This window comes from Serratia sp. 121840015-1, from assembly GCF_053627655.1.
Map to the genome: position 1 here is coordinate 134,094 of NZ_JBSEYF010000004.1, position 15,129 is coordinate 149,222.

The following is a 15,129-nucleotide window of genomic DNA, read 5'->3' on the forward strand; positions in this document are numbered from 1 at the left end:
GCCAATGAGATAAGCATTTTATTGTTAAATCGTTGTTGCTAATGGCGGTGCGGTGGGCGTTATTTTATTTGTCGCTGTTCATTATCTTATTTCACATTTTCTTTATCACGCCATTTTTTATTTTTATTAAGACTATTCTTGTTCTTATGGTTTTTTTTGAATTTTATTAAAGTAAATTTTTTTAAGATTGTTCTGTGCTCTTGTAAATAACGGAGAGATGGTCTGCCTATCCCTGTTGCCATCATGCCAGACGGACCAACGCGCCTGTAAAAGCGCGTTAATCCATGTTTCACAGATCTCACTCCACTTCGCCAATCCGCTCCAGCGCATCTACCACCAGATCCCAGAATTTATCCTGATCCAGTTTGACCGCCACCTGGGTGTGGCAGTCCGGCGGCGGCGGCGCGCGGAAGTCCGCGACCGTCATGCCCAGCGTCAGGGTGCCGGTGAGTTCGATATCCACCGGCGCTTTGCGCACCGTCATCACGCTCGGATCGATCACGTAAGCCACCGCGCAAGGATCGTGTACCGGCGGGGCGCTGAAGCCCTGCGCCTGCCGGTACATGTGGCCAAAGAAGGCCAGCAGTTCGCCGACGAAGGCGGCCGGCCGGGTGCCGAGGGCGGCGATGCGCTCGCAGACTGCCGGCGTGGCCAACGCCTGGTGGGTGAGATCCAGCCCGACCATGGTCAGCGGCCATTTTTCGTTAAACACGATGTGCGCCGCCTCGGGATCGATTTTGATATTGAACTCCGCCACCGCGCTCCAGTTGCCCACGTGGTAGCCACCGCCCATCAGCACCACTTCCTTGACCCGCTCGGCAATGCGCGGCTCTTTGCGCACTGCCATGGCGATATTGGTCAGGCCGCCGGTCGGCACCAGCGTCACGCTGCCGGGCGGGTGGGCCATCACGGTATCAATGATCAGATCCACCGCGTGGCGCGAGTCCAGCTGCAGGTGGGGTTCCGGCAGCACCGGGCCATCGAGGCCGGAATCGCCGTGAATGTCGGGTGCCACTTCGATATTGCGCACCAGCGGGCGTGGGCAGCCGGCGGCGAAGGGCACGCCGGTGATATTGGCGATGCGCGCCACCGCCAGTGCGTTGCGCGTCACTTTGTCCAGCGTCTGATTGCCCACCACGGTGGTGACCGCCAGCAGGTCGATCTGCGGATTGCCCCAGGCCAGCAGCAGGGCGATGGCGTCGTCATGCCCCGGGTCACAGTCCAGTATGATTTTTTTCATGGTTATTCCTGATGCAGGGAGAGGTTCCCGCAGCATAACGCAGCGCGGCGGCGTGGGATAATACCGATGGTGCTTTTGTTAACGGCATCAAAGCCTTGCCACTTTTTCGATGTAATGAAACGTAAATCCTCATCGCCGGGCTTTACCCTGGAGTTTACTCCAGGGTTTACAGTGAGCTTCAGCGTCAATGTACAGAGGAGAGGCGGGATGAGCTTACTGAAAAGGTTGTTGGGGAAAGGCGGTGTTAATGGCGGTCATCAGCGCGCGGGTCACCGCGGCGGGCATCATGGCAACCGCTATAACCAGCATGGCGAGCCGGGGCCGCAGTGTCCGGAATGCCAGGCGGTGAATAAACCGGGCGCACGTTATTGCCATCGCTGCGGCCAGCCATTTGCCGCGGTGAGCGCCACCTGCGGCCAGTGTGCCGCGCCGTTGCCGCCGGGCAGCCGCTTTTGCCCGCAGTGCGGCGGCGGTGTGCCGTGAACCGGGGCGGTTGGACAGCCGCGCTGCTGCTGGGTGCCATGGCGCTATGGACGCTGCTGGCCTGGGGTGTGGCCGGCGTGCTGACCTGGCTCCCGGCGTTGGCGGAAGCGGCCGGCGGCGCATCGCTGCCGATGAGCGGTGCGCTGAGTCTGGTGCCGCAGACGGTGCTGGATGCCTGGCTGCCGTGGCTGAAACAGCTGGGCAGCGGGCTGGCGAGCTATTTTCCTCTGCTGCTGAACTGGGCCGGCTACGCCGTCTGGCTGCTATGGGGCCTCGGCATGCTGGCGCTGATGCTGCTGGGCGCGCTGGCGCACCGTTATTTGAGCGCTGCTCAGCGATAGCCCTGATAGACCGCCGCCACGCGTTCGAAATAGTCGGTTAGGTAGTTGATACACACCTGCACCTTCAGCGGCAGTTTGTCCTTCTCGGTATAGAGCGCGTAGATCGGCCGCGGATCCGAATGGTAGCTTTTGAACAGGATCTCGATCTCGCCGCGCTTGATCTCTTCGATCACCCACATCAGCGGGGCGTAGGCGATGCCGGCGCCGTTTTTCAGCCAACGGATCATGGTGGAGGAGTCGTTGGTGACGAAGCGCCCCTGCGGTGAAATGCGCGTGGTGATGCCCTCCGGCGACATCAGTTCAAATTCGCTGTCGGGGCGTACGCTGTACTCCAGCCAGGAAAAGTTGACCATGTCGCTCGGCTTCTGCGGCGTGCCGTGCTGGCTGAGGTAGCTTTTGGCCGCGCACACCACCATCGGCATCTGCCCCAGGCGGCGGGAGAACAGGCTGGAGTCCTGTAGCGCGCCGGTGCGGATCACCAGATCCAATCCATCAGTGATCAGATCCGGTGCCGGAATGCCGGTCACCAGGTTGACCGTCAGGCCCGGGTACTCTTTCATCATCTCGGCGGTCATGTTCGCCAGCACGTTTTGCGCCATGGTGGATGAGCTGCCGATGCGCAGCGTGCCGGCAGGCGTATTGTTAAACGCGTACAGCTGCTCATGCACTTCGCTGACTTCCTGCAGCATGCGTCGGCAGCCCTGATAGTAGATTTTGCCGGCCTCGGTCAGGCCGATGCTGCGCGTGCTGCGGTTCAACAGCTTGACCTGCAGCTCATTTTCCAGTTTCGAGACGGTTTGGCTGATCGATGAAACGCTCATGTCGAGTTGGCGCGCGGCCGCGGTAAACGACCCGAACTCAACCACTTTGGCGAATACCGACATCCGTTTTAATCTTTCCATTATTCACTCTGGCTTAAAAGTGATTTAGATCACAGATTGTTGATGCCTTGATAGTAAGCAGGCTAATATAACGTGGTCGGGTGAATAGACCTTACCAACGTGCGAGAGCGAGCGGCGACGCAATCCTGCCGCTCCTCCGGCACCCTCGCAATCCCTGTCGTGGATGTCTGCCCCAAAGTTTAACCTTTTTTCGGGTTCGTGACCTGGACAAGCTGTCCGGTCAAGATTTGTGGCGCGCGCACGCTAAAATGTAAAGAGAATGTGAATGGCGAGATGTGTCTTTCCCCGGCGTAGTGAACAATAAGGAAAAAGTGATGAGTTTGCTTCCGGTTATGGTCATCTTCGGACTGTCGTTTCCGCCGGTGTTTTTCGAGCTGCTGGTGTCGCTGGCGCTGTTTTTTCTCTTGCGCCGCCTGCTGCAGCCGACGGGGATTTACGATTTTGTCTGGCATCCGGCGCTGTTTAACACCGCGCTGTATTGCTGCTTGTTTTATCTGATTTCATGTCTTTTTGTTTGAGGTCGCTGTGAAAAATTTTTCGATAAAAATAACCCGAATCGCGATCACTTTGATTCTTGTGCTGCTGGGTATCGTTGCAGTGTTCAAGGCCTGGGTGTTCTACACCGAGTCGCCGTGGACACGTGACGCCAAGTTCACCGCCGACGTGGTGGCGATCGCGCCGGACGTCAGCGGCCTGCTGACCGAAGTGCCGGTGGTGGACAACCAGCTGGTGAAGAAAGGCCAGGTGCTGTTCGTGGTCGATCGGCCGCGCTATGAGCAGGCGCTGGCGGAAGCCGGTGCCGACGTCGCCTACTATCAAACGCTGGCGGCGGAAAAACGGCGCGAGGCCGGCCGCCGCGTCAAGCTGGGCGTGCAGGCGATGTCGCAGGAAGAAATCGACCAGTCGAACAACTCGCTGCAGACCGTGCAACACCAGCTGGCGAAGGCCGTGGCGGCGCGCGAGCTGGCGCAGCTGGATCTGGAGCGCACCACGGTGCGTGCCCCGGCCGATGGCTGGATCACCAACCTCAACGTCCACGCCGGCGAATACATCACCCGCGGCTCGGTGGCGGTGGCGCTGGTGAAGAAAGACTCCTTCTACATCCTGGCCTATCTGGAAGAAACCAAGCTGACCGGCCTGAATAAGGGTGACCGCGCGGAGATCACCCCGCTCGGCAGCAATCGCATCATGCACGGCACCGTCGACAGCGTGGCGGCGGCGGTAAACAACAGCAGCAGCACGGTCAACAGCAAAGGGCTGGCCTCGATCGACAGCAACCTGGAGTGGGTGCGCCTGGCGCAGCGCGTGCCGGTGAAGATCCTGCTGGACGCCAAGGACCAACAGCATCCGTACCCGGCCGGCACCACCGCCACCGTGGTGATCGTCGGCAAGAACGATCGCAATGCCGACAGCGGCTCGCCCTTTGTGCGCCTGATGCACCGGCTGCGTGAGTTCGGCTAATGAACAGCCCAACCTTTATCCGGCTGAGGTTTGCCTTCAAACTCAGCTTCGCGATTGTGTTTGCGCTGTTCGTCGGTTTCCATCTCAACCTGGAAACCCCGCGCTGGTCGGCGATGACCGCCGCCATCGTCGCCGCCGGCCCGGCCTTTGCCGCCGGCGGTGAACCCTTCTCCGGCGCCATCCGCCACCGCGGCTGGCTGCGCATCATCGGCACCTTTATCGGCTGCTTTGTCGGCCTGATCATTATCATCACCACCGCCCGTGCGCCGGTGGTGATGCTGCTGCTGTGCTGCATCTGGGCCGGCTTCTGCACCTGGCTCTCTTCGCTGATCAAGGTCGAGAACTCCTACGCCTGGGGCCTGGCCGGCTATACCGCGCTGATCATCATCGTGACGGTCGCCACCAGCGAGGCCCATCTGCTGGAAGCGCCGCAGTTCGCCATCGAGCGTTGCAGCGAGATCGTGCTGGGCATCGTCAGCGCCGTATTGGCGGATCTGCTGTTCTCGCCGCGTTCGATCAAGCAGGACATCGATCGGGCGGTGGATCAGCTGTTGGTGGATCAATATCGCCTGATGCAGATGTGCATCAGCAACGCCGACAAAGAAGACATTGACCGTGCCTGGAGCAATCTGGTCAAGAGCACCACGGCGCTGGATGGCATGCGCAACAACCTGATGATGGAGTCCTCGCGCTGGCAGAAGGTCAACCGTCGGGTGAAGGCGCTGCATACCCTGTCGCTGACGCTGATCACCCAGGCTTGCGAAACCTATCTGATCCTGCTGAATCACCCGAACGCGCTGCAAGCGAGCCTGCGGGAGCAACTGATGGTGCCGGCGGAAACCCCGCAGGAGATCCACAAGCGCATGAAGCTGTTGCGCCAGGTGCTGACCACGCATCGCTCCGATGAAACGCTGCCGACCCTCACCGGCTGGGTCGGCGCGGCGACGCGCTACCTGCTGCTGTCGAAGGGCGTACACACCAACGGCAGCATCAGCGCGGTGGAAGAGGGTGTGTTGAGCAATGAAACCGTGGTCAAGCCGACCTCGGCGGAAGGGCATCACGCGATGATCAACGGCCTGCGCACCTTTGTGGCCACGGCGTTCGGCAGCCTGCTGTGGCTGTGGACCGGTTGGACGTCCGGCAGCGGTTTTATGGTGATCATCGCGGTAATCACCTCGCTGGCGATGCGCACCCCGGCGCCGCGCATGGTGGCGATGGATTTCGTGCTGGGCATGCTGGCGGCGATCCCGGTCGGTTCCCTGTTCTTCATGGTGATCCTGCCGGCGACGCAGCAGAGCATTTTGCTGCTGTGTCTCAGCCTCGGCCTGCTGGCGTTTTTCATCGGCATCGAGGTGCAGAAGCGGCGGCTCGGTTCGCTGGGGCTGCTGGCGGGGACGATCAACATTCTGGTGCTGAGCAACCCGATGGAGTTCAACGTCACCCAGTTTCTCGATGGGGCGCTCGGCCAGTTCCTCGGCAGCTGCGTCGGGTTGATGGTGCTGCTGCTGATCCGCGACAATTCGCGCGAGCGCACCGGCCGCACGTTGCTCAACCAGTTCGTCAGCAGCGCGGTGTCGGCGCTGACCACCAAGGCGGCGCGCCGTCGGCAGAACCACCTGCCAGCGCTGTATCAACAGCTCAACCAGCTGCTGATGATGTTCCCGAACGATATCGCCAAGTATCGTCTGGCGCTGAACCTGATCATCGCCCACCAGCGTATGCAGCGGGCGGAAATCCCGGTCAGCGAAGAGCTGTCGGCCTTCCACCGCCAGATCCGCAGCACCGCCGATCGGGTGGTCTCGGCCAAGAACGACGTCAAGCGCGCCTATTACTACGATCGCTTGCTGGGTGAAATGAACGAGTACCAGCAAAAATTGGTGGACAATCAGGCGCCGCTCAGCGTCACCGGGCCGGTGAAACGCCTGGCCGACATGCTGCATCGCTATCGCCACGCCTTGATCGATTGATGCGTTCCCGCCTTTTGCGCCGCGTTATGCGGCGCCTTCCCTGACTATACTGAAAGCAGCGCCTGGTACGGCGGCCGTCTCATAAGAGGCGGCCCGTTTTCAGAGAGACTCCGAGTGCCAGAACGGCTGGAAAGTGGCATCATTGTCATGAATGGATGAAACCTTAGCCGCCGCGAAAACGTTACTTGCCGGTCATCTTAGTTTCATCCAGGTCGACTATATACCTAACTAGCCTGGGGGAGCTGCGGCGCCTTCGGCGGCATAATTTCAGGGAATGTCATGAACAAGCGGATTCTGGTGGCGATTGTCATCGCCGTGGTTATCGCCGTCTTCAGCGCGCTGCGCGGCAACGAGCACCGTGCGATCGGCGGCAATCCGGCGGTGGTCCAGGCCCCGGCGGGGCAGCAGCAGAGCATCGATCGGCTCACGCAGCAGCAAACGGTGGTGAGTTACCTGCAGCAGCATCAGCGGCTGCCGGATTACTACGTCACCAAGAAGCAGGCGCGCGAGCAGGGCTGGGATCCGCGTTCAGGCAACCTCTGTGCGGTATTGCCGGGCAAGGCGATTGGCGGCGATCGATTCTCTAACCGTGAAGGGCAATTGCCGACCGCCGGCGGCCGGGTCTGGCGCGAAGCGGACATCAATTACCAGTGTGGCCGGCGCGGCGCCGATCGCCTGCTGTATTCGAGCGACGGTCTGATCTTCGTCACGCGCGACCATTACAAAAACTTCATTCGTGTGGAGTGAGTTTGATGGCAAAAGTAGAGTTTGATTTTGAACAGATCCAGGATGTGCCGGCCTTCTACCGCGATTTCGCGCGCAAGTTTGCGCTGGACGAGGGGTTCGGCGCCAACCTCGACGCGCTGTGGGACGTGGTGACCGGCGATATCGGCCTGCCGGTGGAAATCGAGTTCACTCACCTGAATGCCCGCAGCAAGCGTCGTTTCGGCGCGATCATTCTGCTGTTTGAAGAGGCGGAAGAAGAGCTGGAAGGCAGCCTGCGCTTCAATATCCGTGAAAGCAGCGGCGAGCCGGCCCATCACCGGGGATGAAACGGCTTCATCCCGGGATGGCGGCGGCGCTTAGTCGGCCGCTTCGGCCAGCTCGCGCAGGTATTGGAAGATTTGGCGGTAAGCCTTAGGCGGCTTGTTGGCGGCCTTCTCTTTCTGCGCGTTGCGCACCAGTGAACGCAGCTGTTGGCGATCGGCGGCCGGATACAGATCCAGGATCGACGGAATGACGTCATCGCCTTCTTCCACCAGGCGGTCGCGCAGCGCTTCTAGTTTATGGAACAGCGAAACCTGCTGGTTGTGGCGGTTTTTCAGCTTGTCGAGCGCGGTCTGGATCGGCTCGATATCGCGGGCGCGCAGCATCTTGCCGATCAGCTGCAGCTGACGGCGACGGCCCTCTTTCTTGATCTTTTGCGCCAGCTCGATGGCGGCACGCAGATCTTCGTCCAACGGAATGCGGTCCAGCGCGTTTTTGCCCAGATCGACCATTTCGGCCCCCAGGTCTTTCAGCGCTTCGGCATCACGTTTAATCTCACTTTTACTGACCCAGATAATCTCGTCATCGTCCTCGTTTTCATTCTCCGGGACATCGTCGAGCCAGTCTTCAGGCTGTTTGTTCATGGTAGGCTCCGTTAAAAAGAGGCTAATCCTAACAGGTTGTCCGGCAACCCGCCAATTGCGTGCCTTGAGCAAACTGAGTATAGCTGCCGCGCTGGGGCACAATCATGTCTTGGCACCTGTCCTCTGAATTCATGCTGTTGTTTTTATCACCATGTTTGTATAAAGTTTTATACAAAAGGAGGTGGTATTCATGGATGATGGCATCGAGAAAGCCATTGATTGGCGCGGTTCATCGTTAGCGGATTTGCTGGCCTTTCCAATCGATGCGCGAAAAGCGGCAGGATTTGAACTGAGTAAAGTGCAAAGAGGTCTGGAACCCGGTAATTGGAAACCGATGGTCAGCTGCGGAAGCGGCGTTATCGAAATCCGTTTATATGCCACCGGCGGCGCGTTCAGGGTGGTCTATGTGGCAAAGTTCAGCGAAGCGATCTATGTCTTGCACAGCTTTCAGAAGAAGACGGAGAAAACCAGCCGCCACGATATTCAGATAATCAAAGCGCGTTATGACGCGGTTATTAATGAGCGGAGTAAAGGTCATGACCAAACCGATTGATACCGGTTCACGCCACGTTACGCCCGCAGGCGGCAATGTGTTTGCGGATCTGGGATTTTCCGCCGACGAGGCTCGGCAATTGCAAGCGCAGTCCAATGCGGAAATTGCGCAGCTTATCGCACTGAAAAAACAGCTGATGGGTGAGATTAGCGCGTGGATTGAGGAAGAAGGTTATCGCCAGGAGGAGGCGGCGCGTTATCTGCACACTTCCCGGCCGCGCGTGTCCGACGTGGTGAATCAGAAAACCGAGAAGTTCACGCTGGACGCGTTGGTCAACATGATGGCGAATATCGGCAAGTCGGTAAAACTGATCGTCGAGTAATGCGCGGCTTTTGCATGTTATCCCGGCTTTGCCGTTCGGCTTTATGCGAAATTCAACGCGGTTCCTGTTAGACTCAACGGCAGAGATCTCAGGATTTTTGCGCGCCGCCCCGCGTGCACAACTACGCCGCTCCGGCACTTTTCTCAACGATTTTCTGATTAATTATGGCAGATTGATGAAAGTAGTCACTCAAGTTGCAGAACAGCGCAAGGCGCTGGAACAGGCCGTTTCTCAGGCGCTGGAGCTGGCCCGCGCCGGTTCCGACGCGGCGGAAGTCGCGGTCACCAAATCGACCGGCATCAGCGTCAGTACCCGCTTCGGCGAGGTGGAAAACGTCGAGTTCAACAGCGATGGCGCGCTGGGCATTACCGTGTATCACCGTCAGCGCAAAGGCAGCGCCTCTTCTACCGATCTCAGCCCGGACGCCATCGCCCGCACCGTGCAGGCGGCGTTGGATATCGCGCGCTACACCTCTGAAGATCCCTGCGCCGGCCCGGCGGAGAAAGATCTGCTGGCGTTCGAGGCGCCGGATCTCGATCTGTTCCACCCGATCGAACTGGACGCCGAGCGCGGCATCGAGCTGGCGGCGCGTGCCGAGCAGGCTTCGCTGGCGGCGGACAAGCGCATCACCAACACCGAAGGCGGCAGCTTCAACAGCCACTACGGCATCAAGGTGTTCGGCAACAGCCACGGCATGCTGCAAAGCTACTGTTCCAGCCGCCACTCGCTGTCCAGCTGCGTCATTGCTGAGCAGGACGGCGATATGGAGCGAGATTACGCTTACACCATCGGCCGTGCGATGGGCGATCTGCAAAGCCCCGAATGGGTGGGGCAGGAGTGCGCCCGCCGCACGCTGGCGCGCCTCGCGCCGCGCAAACTGTCGACCATGAAGGCACCGGTGCTGTTCGCCTCCGAGGTGGCCACCGGGCTGTTCGGCCATCTGGTGGGCGCCATCAGCGGCAGCAGCGTTTACCGCAAGTCGACCTTCCTGCTGGACTCGCTCGGCAAACAGATCCTGCCGGCGTGGCTGACCGTTGAGGAGCATCCGCACCTGCTGAAAGGGCTGGCGTCGACGCCGTTCGACAGCGAGGGCGTGCGCACCCAGCGGCGCGATATCGTCAAGGACGGCGTGCTGCAAACCTGGCTGATGACCAGCTACTCGGCGCGCAAACTGGGCCTGCACAGCACCGGCCATGCCGGCGGCATCCATAACTGGCGCATTGCCGGGCAGGGTGCGGACTTCGCCGGCATGTTGAAACAGCTTGGCACCGGTCTGGTGGTGACCGAGCTGATGGGCCAGGGCGTCAGCGGCGTCACCGGCGATTACTCGCGCGGCGCCGCCGGTTTCTGGGTGGAAAACGGCGAGATCCAATATCCGGTCAGCGAGATCACCATCGCCGGCAACCTGAAAGACATGCTGCGCAATATCGTCAGCGTCGGCAGCGATATCGAAACCCGCAGCAATATCCAGTGCGGTTCGGTGCTGCTGCCGGAAATGAAGATCGCCGGTCAGTGAACCTCTGCGCGGCCGGCGCTCGCCGGCCGCGCGTTATCCCGTCTCAACCTTGCTTACAAATCTCCGGTTTCGGTTTTGCCCGGCCTTGCCTATGGTATCGGTGGGTTAATTAAAACAATAACTGGAAGGTGAGCAAACATGCAGAATACCCTGAAAGCGCTGGCGGCGTTGACGCTGCTGGCGGCCAGTTCGCTGGCGGCCGCCGCCGATCTGGGCGACGATATGGACACCTTGGCGGAAAACTACAAAACGGTGCTGAATACCGATTCCGCCGCTACCCTCACACAGAGCCTGCAAAACATGCGCGCCGCCGCGCAGGACGCCAAACAGGGCACTCCGCCGAAGCTGGAGGACAAAGCCGCCGACAGTCCGGAAATGAAAGATTTCCGCCACGGGCTGGATACCCTGATCGGCCAGATCGATCAGGCGCTGGCGCTGGCCAACCAGGGCAAAGTCGCCGAAGCGAAGCAGCTGGCGCAGGGGTTCAAACAGACCCGCGACGCCAACCACAAGAAATTCCGCTAACCCGTCAACCGTCGCGCCCGTCTTCCGTCAGATAGGAGGAGGGCGCCTGCCCCAGCACGCGGCGAAACATGGTTGAAAACGCCGCGCTGCTGTCATATCCCATCTCCATCGCCACCTGCGTCACGCTGCGCCCTTCGGCCAGCAGCGCCAACGCCAGCACCACGCAGGCGCGCTGGCGCCATTGCGAAAACGGCAGGCCGGTCTGTGCGCGAAAGAAGCGGCTGAAGGTGCGAATGCTCATGTACAGGCGAGGCGCCCACCGCTGCGCGGAGTCGTGGGCATCGGGGTGCTGCAAAAAGGCGTGGCACAGCTCGCCCAGCCGAGGATCGGCGGGCAGCGGGATGTGCAACGGCAAAGGCTGCAGCCTAGCCAGCTCATGCAGCAGCAGCGTCGCCAGCGCTCCGTCGCGCCCCTCTTGTTCATACTCCAGCGGCATATCCACCGCCGCCATCAACAGCTGACGCATCAGCGGAGTGACGCTGACCACCTGGCAGACCTGCGGCCGTTCGGCGGGCAACGCGCCGGGTTCGAGGTACAGGCTGCGGGTGGTGACGCCGACCATCCTCACCGCGTGCGGCATCTGCGGCGGCAGCCACACCGCGTGCTGCGGCGGGACGACCCAATTGCCTTGCTGGGTGAAAACGTGCATGACGCCGGTGGCGCCGTACAGCAACTGCGCGCGCCGGTGGCTGTGCATCGGCAGCAGATGCCCCGGTGGGTAGTCGGTGCCGATGGCGATCACCGCGCGCGTTACGTGGTCGATGTCATCAATGCGGACATTGCGCATGTGTCCTCTTTGGCGGGCAGATTGGCCGAAACGCAATGATAGTTGGCCCTTCATATAAAGCAAGCCAACGGCCGTCGCCCTACTATCGGGGCAGAAAAATAACGCTTGTTCGGGGCGCCGCTATTTTATCGGCCAGGCAACCCATGCAAGTTTTCACACCGGGGTGGGACGAACGTTCTCGTTCTCGCAATACAAGAAGTTAATAAGGAATAAAGCGTCATTTTATTCCAACACCTGAAGCAATAGTTCTTAGTGCAGTTCAATGACTATAAGGTGATATTTCATGTATAAGTTCGGTGTGATTGGCGGCGGAGCCGCCGGGATCTCTTTTGCGTATAACTTTATAAAAAATAAGTCGGTTAATCATTGCAAAAGACCGCTTTCCCTGAAGGTTTTCGACAAGCAGGGCTTCAAAGGCGGTATGGCATACAGCAGCGATTTTGACAGCCATATATTAAATATGACGCCGGAAAACATGTCGGCGGATATTTTCGACGATGCGCACTTTGTTGATTGGATTGCCATGCATTTCCCGCAGTTTTGCCAGGATCGTTATCCGCCGCGCTGGCTGTATCGGGAATATCTCGATTTTATTCGCGACATGACGATTTATATGGCGGCGGACAGTAATGTGACGCTGAATTTCGTGACCGCCGAAGTGAATGCCATCGCGCCGCACGAAGCCGGCTATCGGCTGACCACCGCCTGCGGCGGCGCCGAGCAGATGAACGCGCTGGTGCTGTGCTCAGGGCACAACCCGCCGGAATGTCTCTATCCGGTGGACGGGGTGATCGCCTATCAGGCCCACCAGGATCTGCCGCCGATCAACCCTTATTCGACCATCGGCGTGATCGGCTGCAGCCTGACGGCGATTGACGCCATCGTAGAGCTGATGGAGCGCCTGGGGGCGACCGACATCTGCGCTTTATCGCGCTCGGGCCTGTTCCCCAGCGTGCAGCCGGCGCTGATGCGTCCGCCGCCGGAGGCGTTTGTGGAGGGGGTGCGGCGCTTTGTCGCCGGCTGCGATTTCATTGACGCGCATCAGCTGGTGCATGCGATCAATGCCGCGCTGGCGCGCCACTATCCGGGGCCGGAGCGGTTGACGGTGCTCTCGGCGCTGGGGGAAAGGCGCGATTGCTATCGCGATCTGGCAGACAGCCTCGATCGCGCGCGTTTTGCCCGGGAGCATATTTGCAGCTATCTGGCGGCGATCCACCCGGCGGTGTGCGCCGCCTGGGTCAAGATGGATGCCAACAACCGGCAGGTCTTCATGCGCTTTTACAACTCCTCCTGGATGCGCAATCGGCACGCCATGCCGATCAAGAACGCCAACAAGATCGTGGCGGCGCTGGAGAGCCAACGCCTGCGCGCCTGCGGCGGCCTGGCGGATATCTGCAAGGGAGCGGATGGGTTTACCCTCCGTTGCCATGAGACGCGGGTGCACGCGCAGTATCTGTTCAACTGCACCACGCCTTCCTATCAACTGCCGCCCAACCGCCTGAGCCATCAGCTGCTGCAAGACGGGCTGGTGCAAGAGAACCTGTTCGGCGGCGTGAAGTGCAACCCGCACACGCTGAAAATCGCCGACCGGCGCGGCCGCGAGCAGCATCTCTACTCGCTCGGCGCGCCCGCCAAGGGCGATCTGTTTTACACCTCGGCGATGGAGTCCATCACGCGGGATATTAGCAAGATCGTGTTTAACAACCCTATTTTCAACGCAAAGAAGGCTGAAGTATGAAAAACGTAGCGCTCTTTGTCGGCAACGACATTTTCTCCTGGCTGGTGTGTCAGGATCTGATCGCCGCCCTGAAGGACGAGTGTGCCTTTACGGTGTATTTCCCCCTGGCGAAAAGCGCCGGGCGCACGCAGGAGCCGGCTGTTCGCCGCCTGGGGCTGTATGAGCGCGAAGTGCTGAACGATTTCGTGTTCCCGTTCGTGGGCCGCAACGCCGCCGCCTGCGAGGGCGCCTATCAGCCGCCGGCGCTGTTCCTGGCCGCCGCCGGGGTCAAAGCGCATCGCGTTCTCGACATCAACGACACCGCGTTTATCAGCAGCCTGGGGCATATGGATGGGGTGATCTCCCTGCGCTGTTATCAGAAATTCTCCGCCGACTATGTGCGCGCCTTCAGCCGACGCGGCAAGCTGCTCTGGAACCTGCATCCGGGGGATTTGCCGCGCTATCGCGGGGTGATGACGCTGTTCCGCGCGATGATGAACGGTGACAGGGACTGTGCGGTAACGCTGCATGAAATGGATGAGCACTGGGACGCCGGCCCGGTGATCGCCCGCCTGCCCGCCGAGCTGCGTCACGATCTGTCGTTCCTGGAAAACATGATGCTGTTGGGCGTGCAGAGCGGCACTTTCCTGGCGCGCCAGCTGATGTGGGCGGAGCATAGCGAAGCGATAGCGGCGGAAAAGCAGGGCGATTCGCGCTACTGGGGCTTCCCGGACGCGCAGACGCTGGCGCAGGCAGAGCAGGCGGGCATTGAGCTGGTGGACCATGACGCCGTGCGAGAGCAGTATCTGGGGCTGTTCGTCGGCGATCGTTTCCACCCGCTGGCGGGGCAGTTCTGCGCCGGGTTCGACGACTTCGTGCGGGCGCACGGCCATGATTGAAACCTTGATTGTACTGGGTGCCGGTTTTCTGACCGGCATCACCACCATTCTGTTCGGCTTCGGCGGCGGCTTTGTGGTGGTGCCTTTCGTCTATCACCTGATCTCCGCATCGGGCGAGCAGCCCGGCCAGGCGATGCATATCGCGGTGGCGACCTCGACGGCGGTGATGATCCTCAACGCGAGTTACGCCACGCTGACCAACTGGCGCAGCGGCAACCTGCTGCGTGAAACCATCGTGCCGCTGATCTTTTTCATCGGCATCGGCGCGGCGCTGGGCGCGTTCGCCTCTTCACTGCTGGCGGACGGCGTGATCCGCGGGCTGTTTGTGGTCTATATGGCAGTGACCATCGCCGACTGCCTGTTCCGCCGGGGTTTTTTGATCAAACCGGCGCGCGCCGAACTGTCCCCCGTTACGCTGTGGGGCGGTGGGCCGCTGATCGGCGGCATCGCCACCCTGCTGGGGGTGGGCGGCAGCGTGATGACCGTGCCGCTGCTGCGCCGCCATGGTTACGACATGAAGTATTGCGTCAGCGCCGCTAATCCGCTGTCGATCCCGGTGGCGGTGATCGGGGCGCTGATGTATATCGTGTTGGGGTGGCACGAGATGAGCGGGCCGCAGTATCTGGGCTACGTCAATCTGAACATTCTGGGGTTGCTGGTGGTCGCGGGGATTGCGGGGATCGTGTTTGCCAGGCGCTGTTTGCCTAAGGTGAGCGATGCGCTGCATGCCAAAATCTACGTGCTGCTGCTGATCGCCGTGCTGATCGCTATTTGCCTCTGAAACA

At 60.3% G+C, this 15,129-nt stretch carries 19 protein-coding genes; 14 read left to right on the forward strand and 5 right to left on the reverse strand.

Annotated features, from left to right (window positions below; genetic code table 11):
• Nucleotides 1-86: 86 nt before the first annotated feature.
• Nucleotides 87-293, reverse strand: coding sequence for a hypothetical protein (locus ACUXAC_RS18770; RefSeq protein ID WP_127554753.1), 207 nt, complete (start codon nt 291-293; stop codon nt 87-89).
• A gap of 5 nt (nt 294-298) precedes the next feature.
• A complete protein-coding gene (gene uriH, locus ACUXAC_RS18775; RefSeq protein WP_060424624.1) occupies nt 299-1,240 on the reverse strand; it encodes a uridine-preferring nucleoside hydrolase UriH in 942 nt (313 codons plus the stop codon).
• A 207-nt stretch (nt 1,241-1,447) separates the two neighbouring features.
• Here uriH and ACUXAC_RS18780 point away from each other — a divergent pair, with 207 nt between their 5' ends.
• The gene (locus ACUXAC_RS18780) at nt 1,448-1,723 is read left to right on the forward strand and encodes a zinc ribbon domain-containing protein (protein ID WP_060440965.1); all 276 of its coding nucleotides are present in this window, start codon (nt 1,448-1,450) and stop codon (nt 1,721-1,723) included.
• The gene (locus ACUXAC_RS18785; protein ID WP_060440966.1) at nt 1,720-2,064 is read left to right on the forward strand and encodes a hypothetical protein; all 345 of its coding nucleotides are present in this window, start codon (nt 1,720-1,722) and stop codon (nt 2,062-2,064) included. Before ACUXAC_RS18780 ends, ACUXAC_RS18785 begins: the two co-directional genes overlap by 4 nt.
• Here ACUXAC_RS18785 and aaeR read toward each other — a convergent pair.
• Nucleotides 2,055-2,966, reverse strand: coding sequence for an HTH-type transcriptional activator AaeR (gene aaeR, locus ACUXAC_RS18790; RefSeq protein ID WP_004936950.1), 912 nt, complete (start codon nt 2,964-2,966; stop codon nt 2,055-2,057). The genes ACUXAC_RS18785 and aaeR overlap by 10 nt on opposite strands.
• Nucleotides 2,967-3,280: 314 nt before the next feature.
• On the opposite strand from aaeR, the gene aaeX reads away from it, so the two are divergent.
• From aaeX to ACUXAC_RS18815, 5 genes are all read left to right on the forward strand, one after another.
• Nucleotides 3,281-3,484, forward strand: coding sequence for a p-hydroxybenzoic acid efflux pump operon protein AaeX (gene aaeX / locus ACUXAC_RS18795; protein WP_004936952.1), 204 nt, complete (start codon nt 3,281-3,283; stop codon nt 3,482-3,484).
• Between the two features lie 7 nt (nt 3,485-3,491).
• Nucleotides 3,492-4,427 carry a p-hydroxybenzoic acid efflux pump subunit AaeA gene (gene aaeA / locus ACUXAC_RS18800; protein WP_084827489.1) on the forward strand — a complete coding sequence of 312 codons (936 nt, stop codon included), beginning with the start codon at nt 3,492-3,494 and terminating at the stop codon, nt 4,425-4,427.
• Nucleotides 4,427-6,394: a p-hydroxybenzoic acid efflux pump subunit AaeB gene (gene aaeB, locus ACUXAC_RS18805; RefSeq protein WP_060424633.1), complete on the forward strand. Its 1,968-nt coding sequence runs from the start codon at nt 4,427-4,429 to the stop codon at nt 6,392-6,394. Before aaeA ends, aaeB begins: the two co-directional genes overlap by 1 nt.
• A 279-nt stretch (nt 6,395-6,673) precedes the next feature.
• Nucleotides 6,674-7,141, forward strand: a complete 468-nt coding sequence (locus tag ACUXAC_RS18810) for a ribonuclease (RefSeq protein WP_141960343.1) — start codon at nt 6,674-6,676, stop codon at nt 7,139-7,141.
• A 5-nt stretch (nt 7,142-7,146) separates the two neighbouring features.
• A complete protein-coding gene (locus ACUXAC_RS18815; protein ID WP_047730838.1) occupies nt 7,147-7,446 on the forward strand; it encodes a barstar family protein in 300 nt (99 codons plus the stop codon).
• A gap of 30 nt (nt 7,447-7,476) precedes the next feature.
• On the opposite strand, the gene yjgA is transcribed toward ACUXAC_RS18815, so the two are convergent.
• Nucleotides 7,477-8,025 (reverse strand): ribosome biogenesis factor YjgA, encoded by a 549-nt coding sequence (gene yjgA, locus ACUXAC_RS18820; RefSeq protein ID WP_004936968.1) that lies wholly within the window; start codon nt 8,023-8,025, stop codon nt 7,477-7,479.
• Between the two features lie 190 nt (nt 8,026-8,215).
• Between yjgA and ACUXAC_RS18825 the strand changes: the two genes are divergently transcribed.
• From ACUXAC_RS18825 to cybC, 4 genes are all read left to right on the forward strand, one after another.
• A complete protein-coding gene (locus tag ACUXAC_RS18825; protein WP_033636159.1) occupies nt 8,216-8,578 on the forward strand; it encodes a type II toxin-antitoxin system RelE/ParE family toxin in 363 nt (120 codons plus the stop codon).
• The gene (locus tag ACUXAC_RS18830; protein WP_033636158.1) at nt 8,562-8,900 is read left to right on the forward strand and encodes a helix-turn-helix domain-containing protein; all 339 of its coding nucleotides are present in this window, start codon (nt 8,562-8,564) and stop codon (nt 8,898-8,900) included. The genes ACUXAC_RS18825 and ACUXAC_RS18830 overlap by 17 nt, the downstream gene beginning before the upstream one ends.
• Nucleotides 8,901-9,075: 175 nt before the next feature.
• Nucleotides 9,076-10,416, forward strand: coding sequence for a metalloprotease PmbA (gene pmbA, locus ACUXAC_RS18835; protein ID WP_033648986.1), 1,341 nt, complete (start codon nt 9,076-9,078; stop codon nt 10,414-10,416).
• A gap of 138 nt (nt 10,417-10,554) precedes the next feature.
• Nucleotides 10,555-10,941 carry a cytochrome b562 gene (gene cybC, locus ACUXAC_RS18840; protein WP_038879687.1) on the forward strand — a complete coding sequence of 129 codons (387 nt, stop codon included), beginning with the start codon at nt 10,555-10,557 and terminating at the stop codon, nt 10,939-10,941.
• 4 nt (nt 10,942-10,945) lie between these two features.
• Here the strand turns inward: cybC and ACUXAC_RS18845 are convergent, their stop codons facing one another.
• On the reverse strand, nt 10,946-11,728 hold the full coding sequence (locus ACUXAC_RS18845) for an AraC family transcriptional regulator (protein ID WP_063988588.1): 783 nt from the start codon (nt 11,726-11,728) through the stop codon (nt 10,946-10,948).
• 283 nt (nt 11,729-12,011) lie between these two features.
• On the opposite strand from ACUXAC_RS18845, the gene ACUXAC_RS18850 reads away from it, so the two are divergent.
• Genes ACUXAC_RS18850 through ACUXAC_RS18860 form a run of 3 tightly spaced genes read left to right on the forward strand, consistent with a single transcriptional unit; the run spans nt 12,012 to nt 15,125 of the window.
• On the forward strand, nt 12,012-13,466 hold the full coding sequence (locus ACUXAC_RS18850) for an FAD/NAD(P)-binding protein (protein ID WP_343181502.1): 1,455 nt from the start codon (nt 12,012-12,014) through the stop codon (nt 13,464-13,466).
• A complete protein-coding gene (locus ACUXAC_RS18855; protein ID WP_454266821.1) occupies nt 13,463-14,344 on the forward strand; it encodes a formyltransferase family protein in 882 nt (293 codons plus the stop codon). Before ACUXAC_RS18850 ends, ACUXAC_RS18855 begins: the two co-directional genes overlap by 4 nt.
• Nucleotides 14,337-15,125: a sulfite exporter TauE/SafE family protein gene (locus ACUXAC_RS18860; RefSeq protein WP_060424644.1), complete on the forward strand. Its 789-nt coding sequence runs from the start codon at nt 14,337-14,339 to the stop codon at nt 15,123-15,125. Before ACUXAC_RS18855 ends, ACUXAC_RS18860 begins: the two co-directional genes overlap by 8 nt.
• Nucleotides 15,126-15,129 lie beyond the last annotated feature (4 nt).

What these genes read in the sequence shown, in the direction of transcription:
- uriH (WP_060424624.1), bottom strand. Translation starts at nt 1,240, where the DNA reads ATGAAAAAAATCATACTGGACTGTGACCCGGGGCATGACGACGCCATC.
- ACUXAC_RS18780 (WP_060440965.1), top strand. Translation starts at nt 1,448, where the DNA reads ATGAGCTTACTGAAAAGGTTGTTGGGGAAAGGCGGTGTTAATGGCGGT.
- aaeR (WP_004936950.1), bottom strand. Translation starts at nt 2,966, where the DNA reads ATGGAAAGATTAAAACGGATGTCGGTATTCGCCAAAGTGGTTGAGTTC.
- aaeX (WP_004936952.1), top strand. Translation starts at nt 3,281, where the DNA reads ATGAGTTTGCTTCCGGTTATGGTCATCTTCGGACTGTCGTTTCCGCCG.
- aaeB (WP_060424633.1), top strand. Translation starts at nt 4,427, where the DNA reads ATGAACAGCCCAACCTTTATCCGGCTGAGGTTTGCCTTCAAACTCAGC.
- ACUXAC_RS18810 (WP_141960343.1), top strand. Translation starts at nt 6,674, where the DNA reads ATGAACAAGCGGATTCTGGTGGCGATTGTCATCGCCGTGGTTATCGCC.
- ACUXAC_RS18815 (WP_047730838.1), top strand. Translation starts at nt 7,147, where the DNA reads ATGGCAAAAGTAGAGTTTGATTTTGAACAGATCCAGGATGTGCCGGCC.
- yjgA (WP_004936968.1), bottom strand. Translation starts at nt 8,025, where the DNA reads ATGAACAAACAGCCTGAAGACTGGCTCGACGATGTCCCGGAGAATGAA.
- ACUXAC_RS18825 (WP_033636159.1), top strand. Translation starts at nt 8,216, where the DNA reads ATGGATGATGGCATCGAGAAAGCCATTGATTGGCGCGGTTCATCGTTA.
- ACUXAC_RS18830 (WP_033636158.1), top strand. Translation starts at nt 8,562, where the DNA reads ATGACCAAACCGATTGATACCGGTTCACGCCACGTTACGCCCGCAGGC.
- pmbA (WP_033648986.1), top strand. Translation starts at nt 9,076, where the DNA reads ATGAAAGTAGTCACTCAAGTTGCAGAACAGCGCAAGGCGCTGGAACAG.
- cybC (WP_038879687.1), top strand. Translation starts at nt 10,555, where the DNA reads ATGCAGAATACCCTGAAAGCGCTGGCGGCGTTGACGCTGCTGGCGGCC.
- ACUXAC_RS18845 (WP_063988588.1), bottom strand. Translation starts at nt 11,728, where the DNA reads ATGCGCAATGTCCGCATTGATGACATCGACCACGTAACGCGCGCGGTG.
- ACUXAC_RS18850 (WP_343181502.1), top strand. Translation starts at nt 12,012, where the DNA reads ATGTATAAGTTCGGTGTGATTGGCGGCGGAGCCGCCGGGATCTCTTTT.
- ACUXAC_RS18855 (WP_454266821.1), top strand. Translation starts at nt 13,463, where the DNA reads ATGAAAAACGTAGCGCTCTTTGTCGGCAACGACATTTTCTCCTGGCTG.
- ACUXAC_RS18860 (WP_060424644.1), top strand. Translation starts at nt 14,337, where the DNA reads ATGATTGAAACCTTGATTGTACTGGGTGCCGGTTTTCTGACCGGCATC.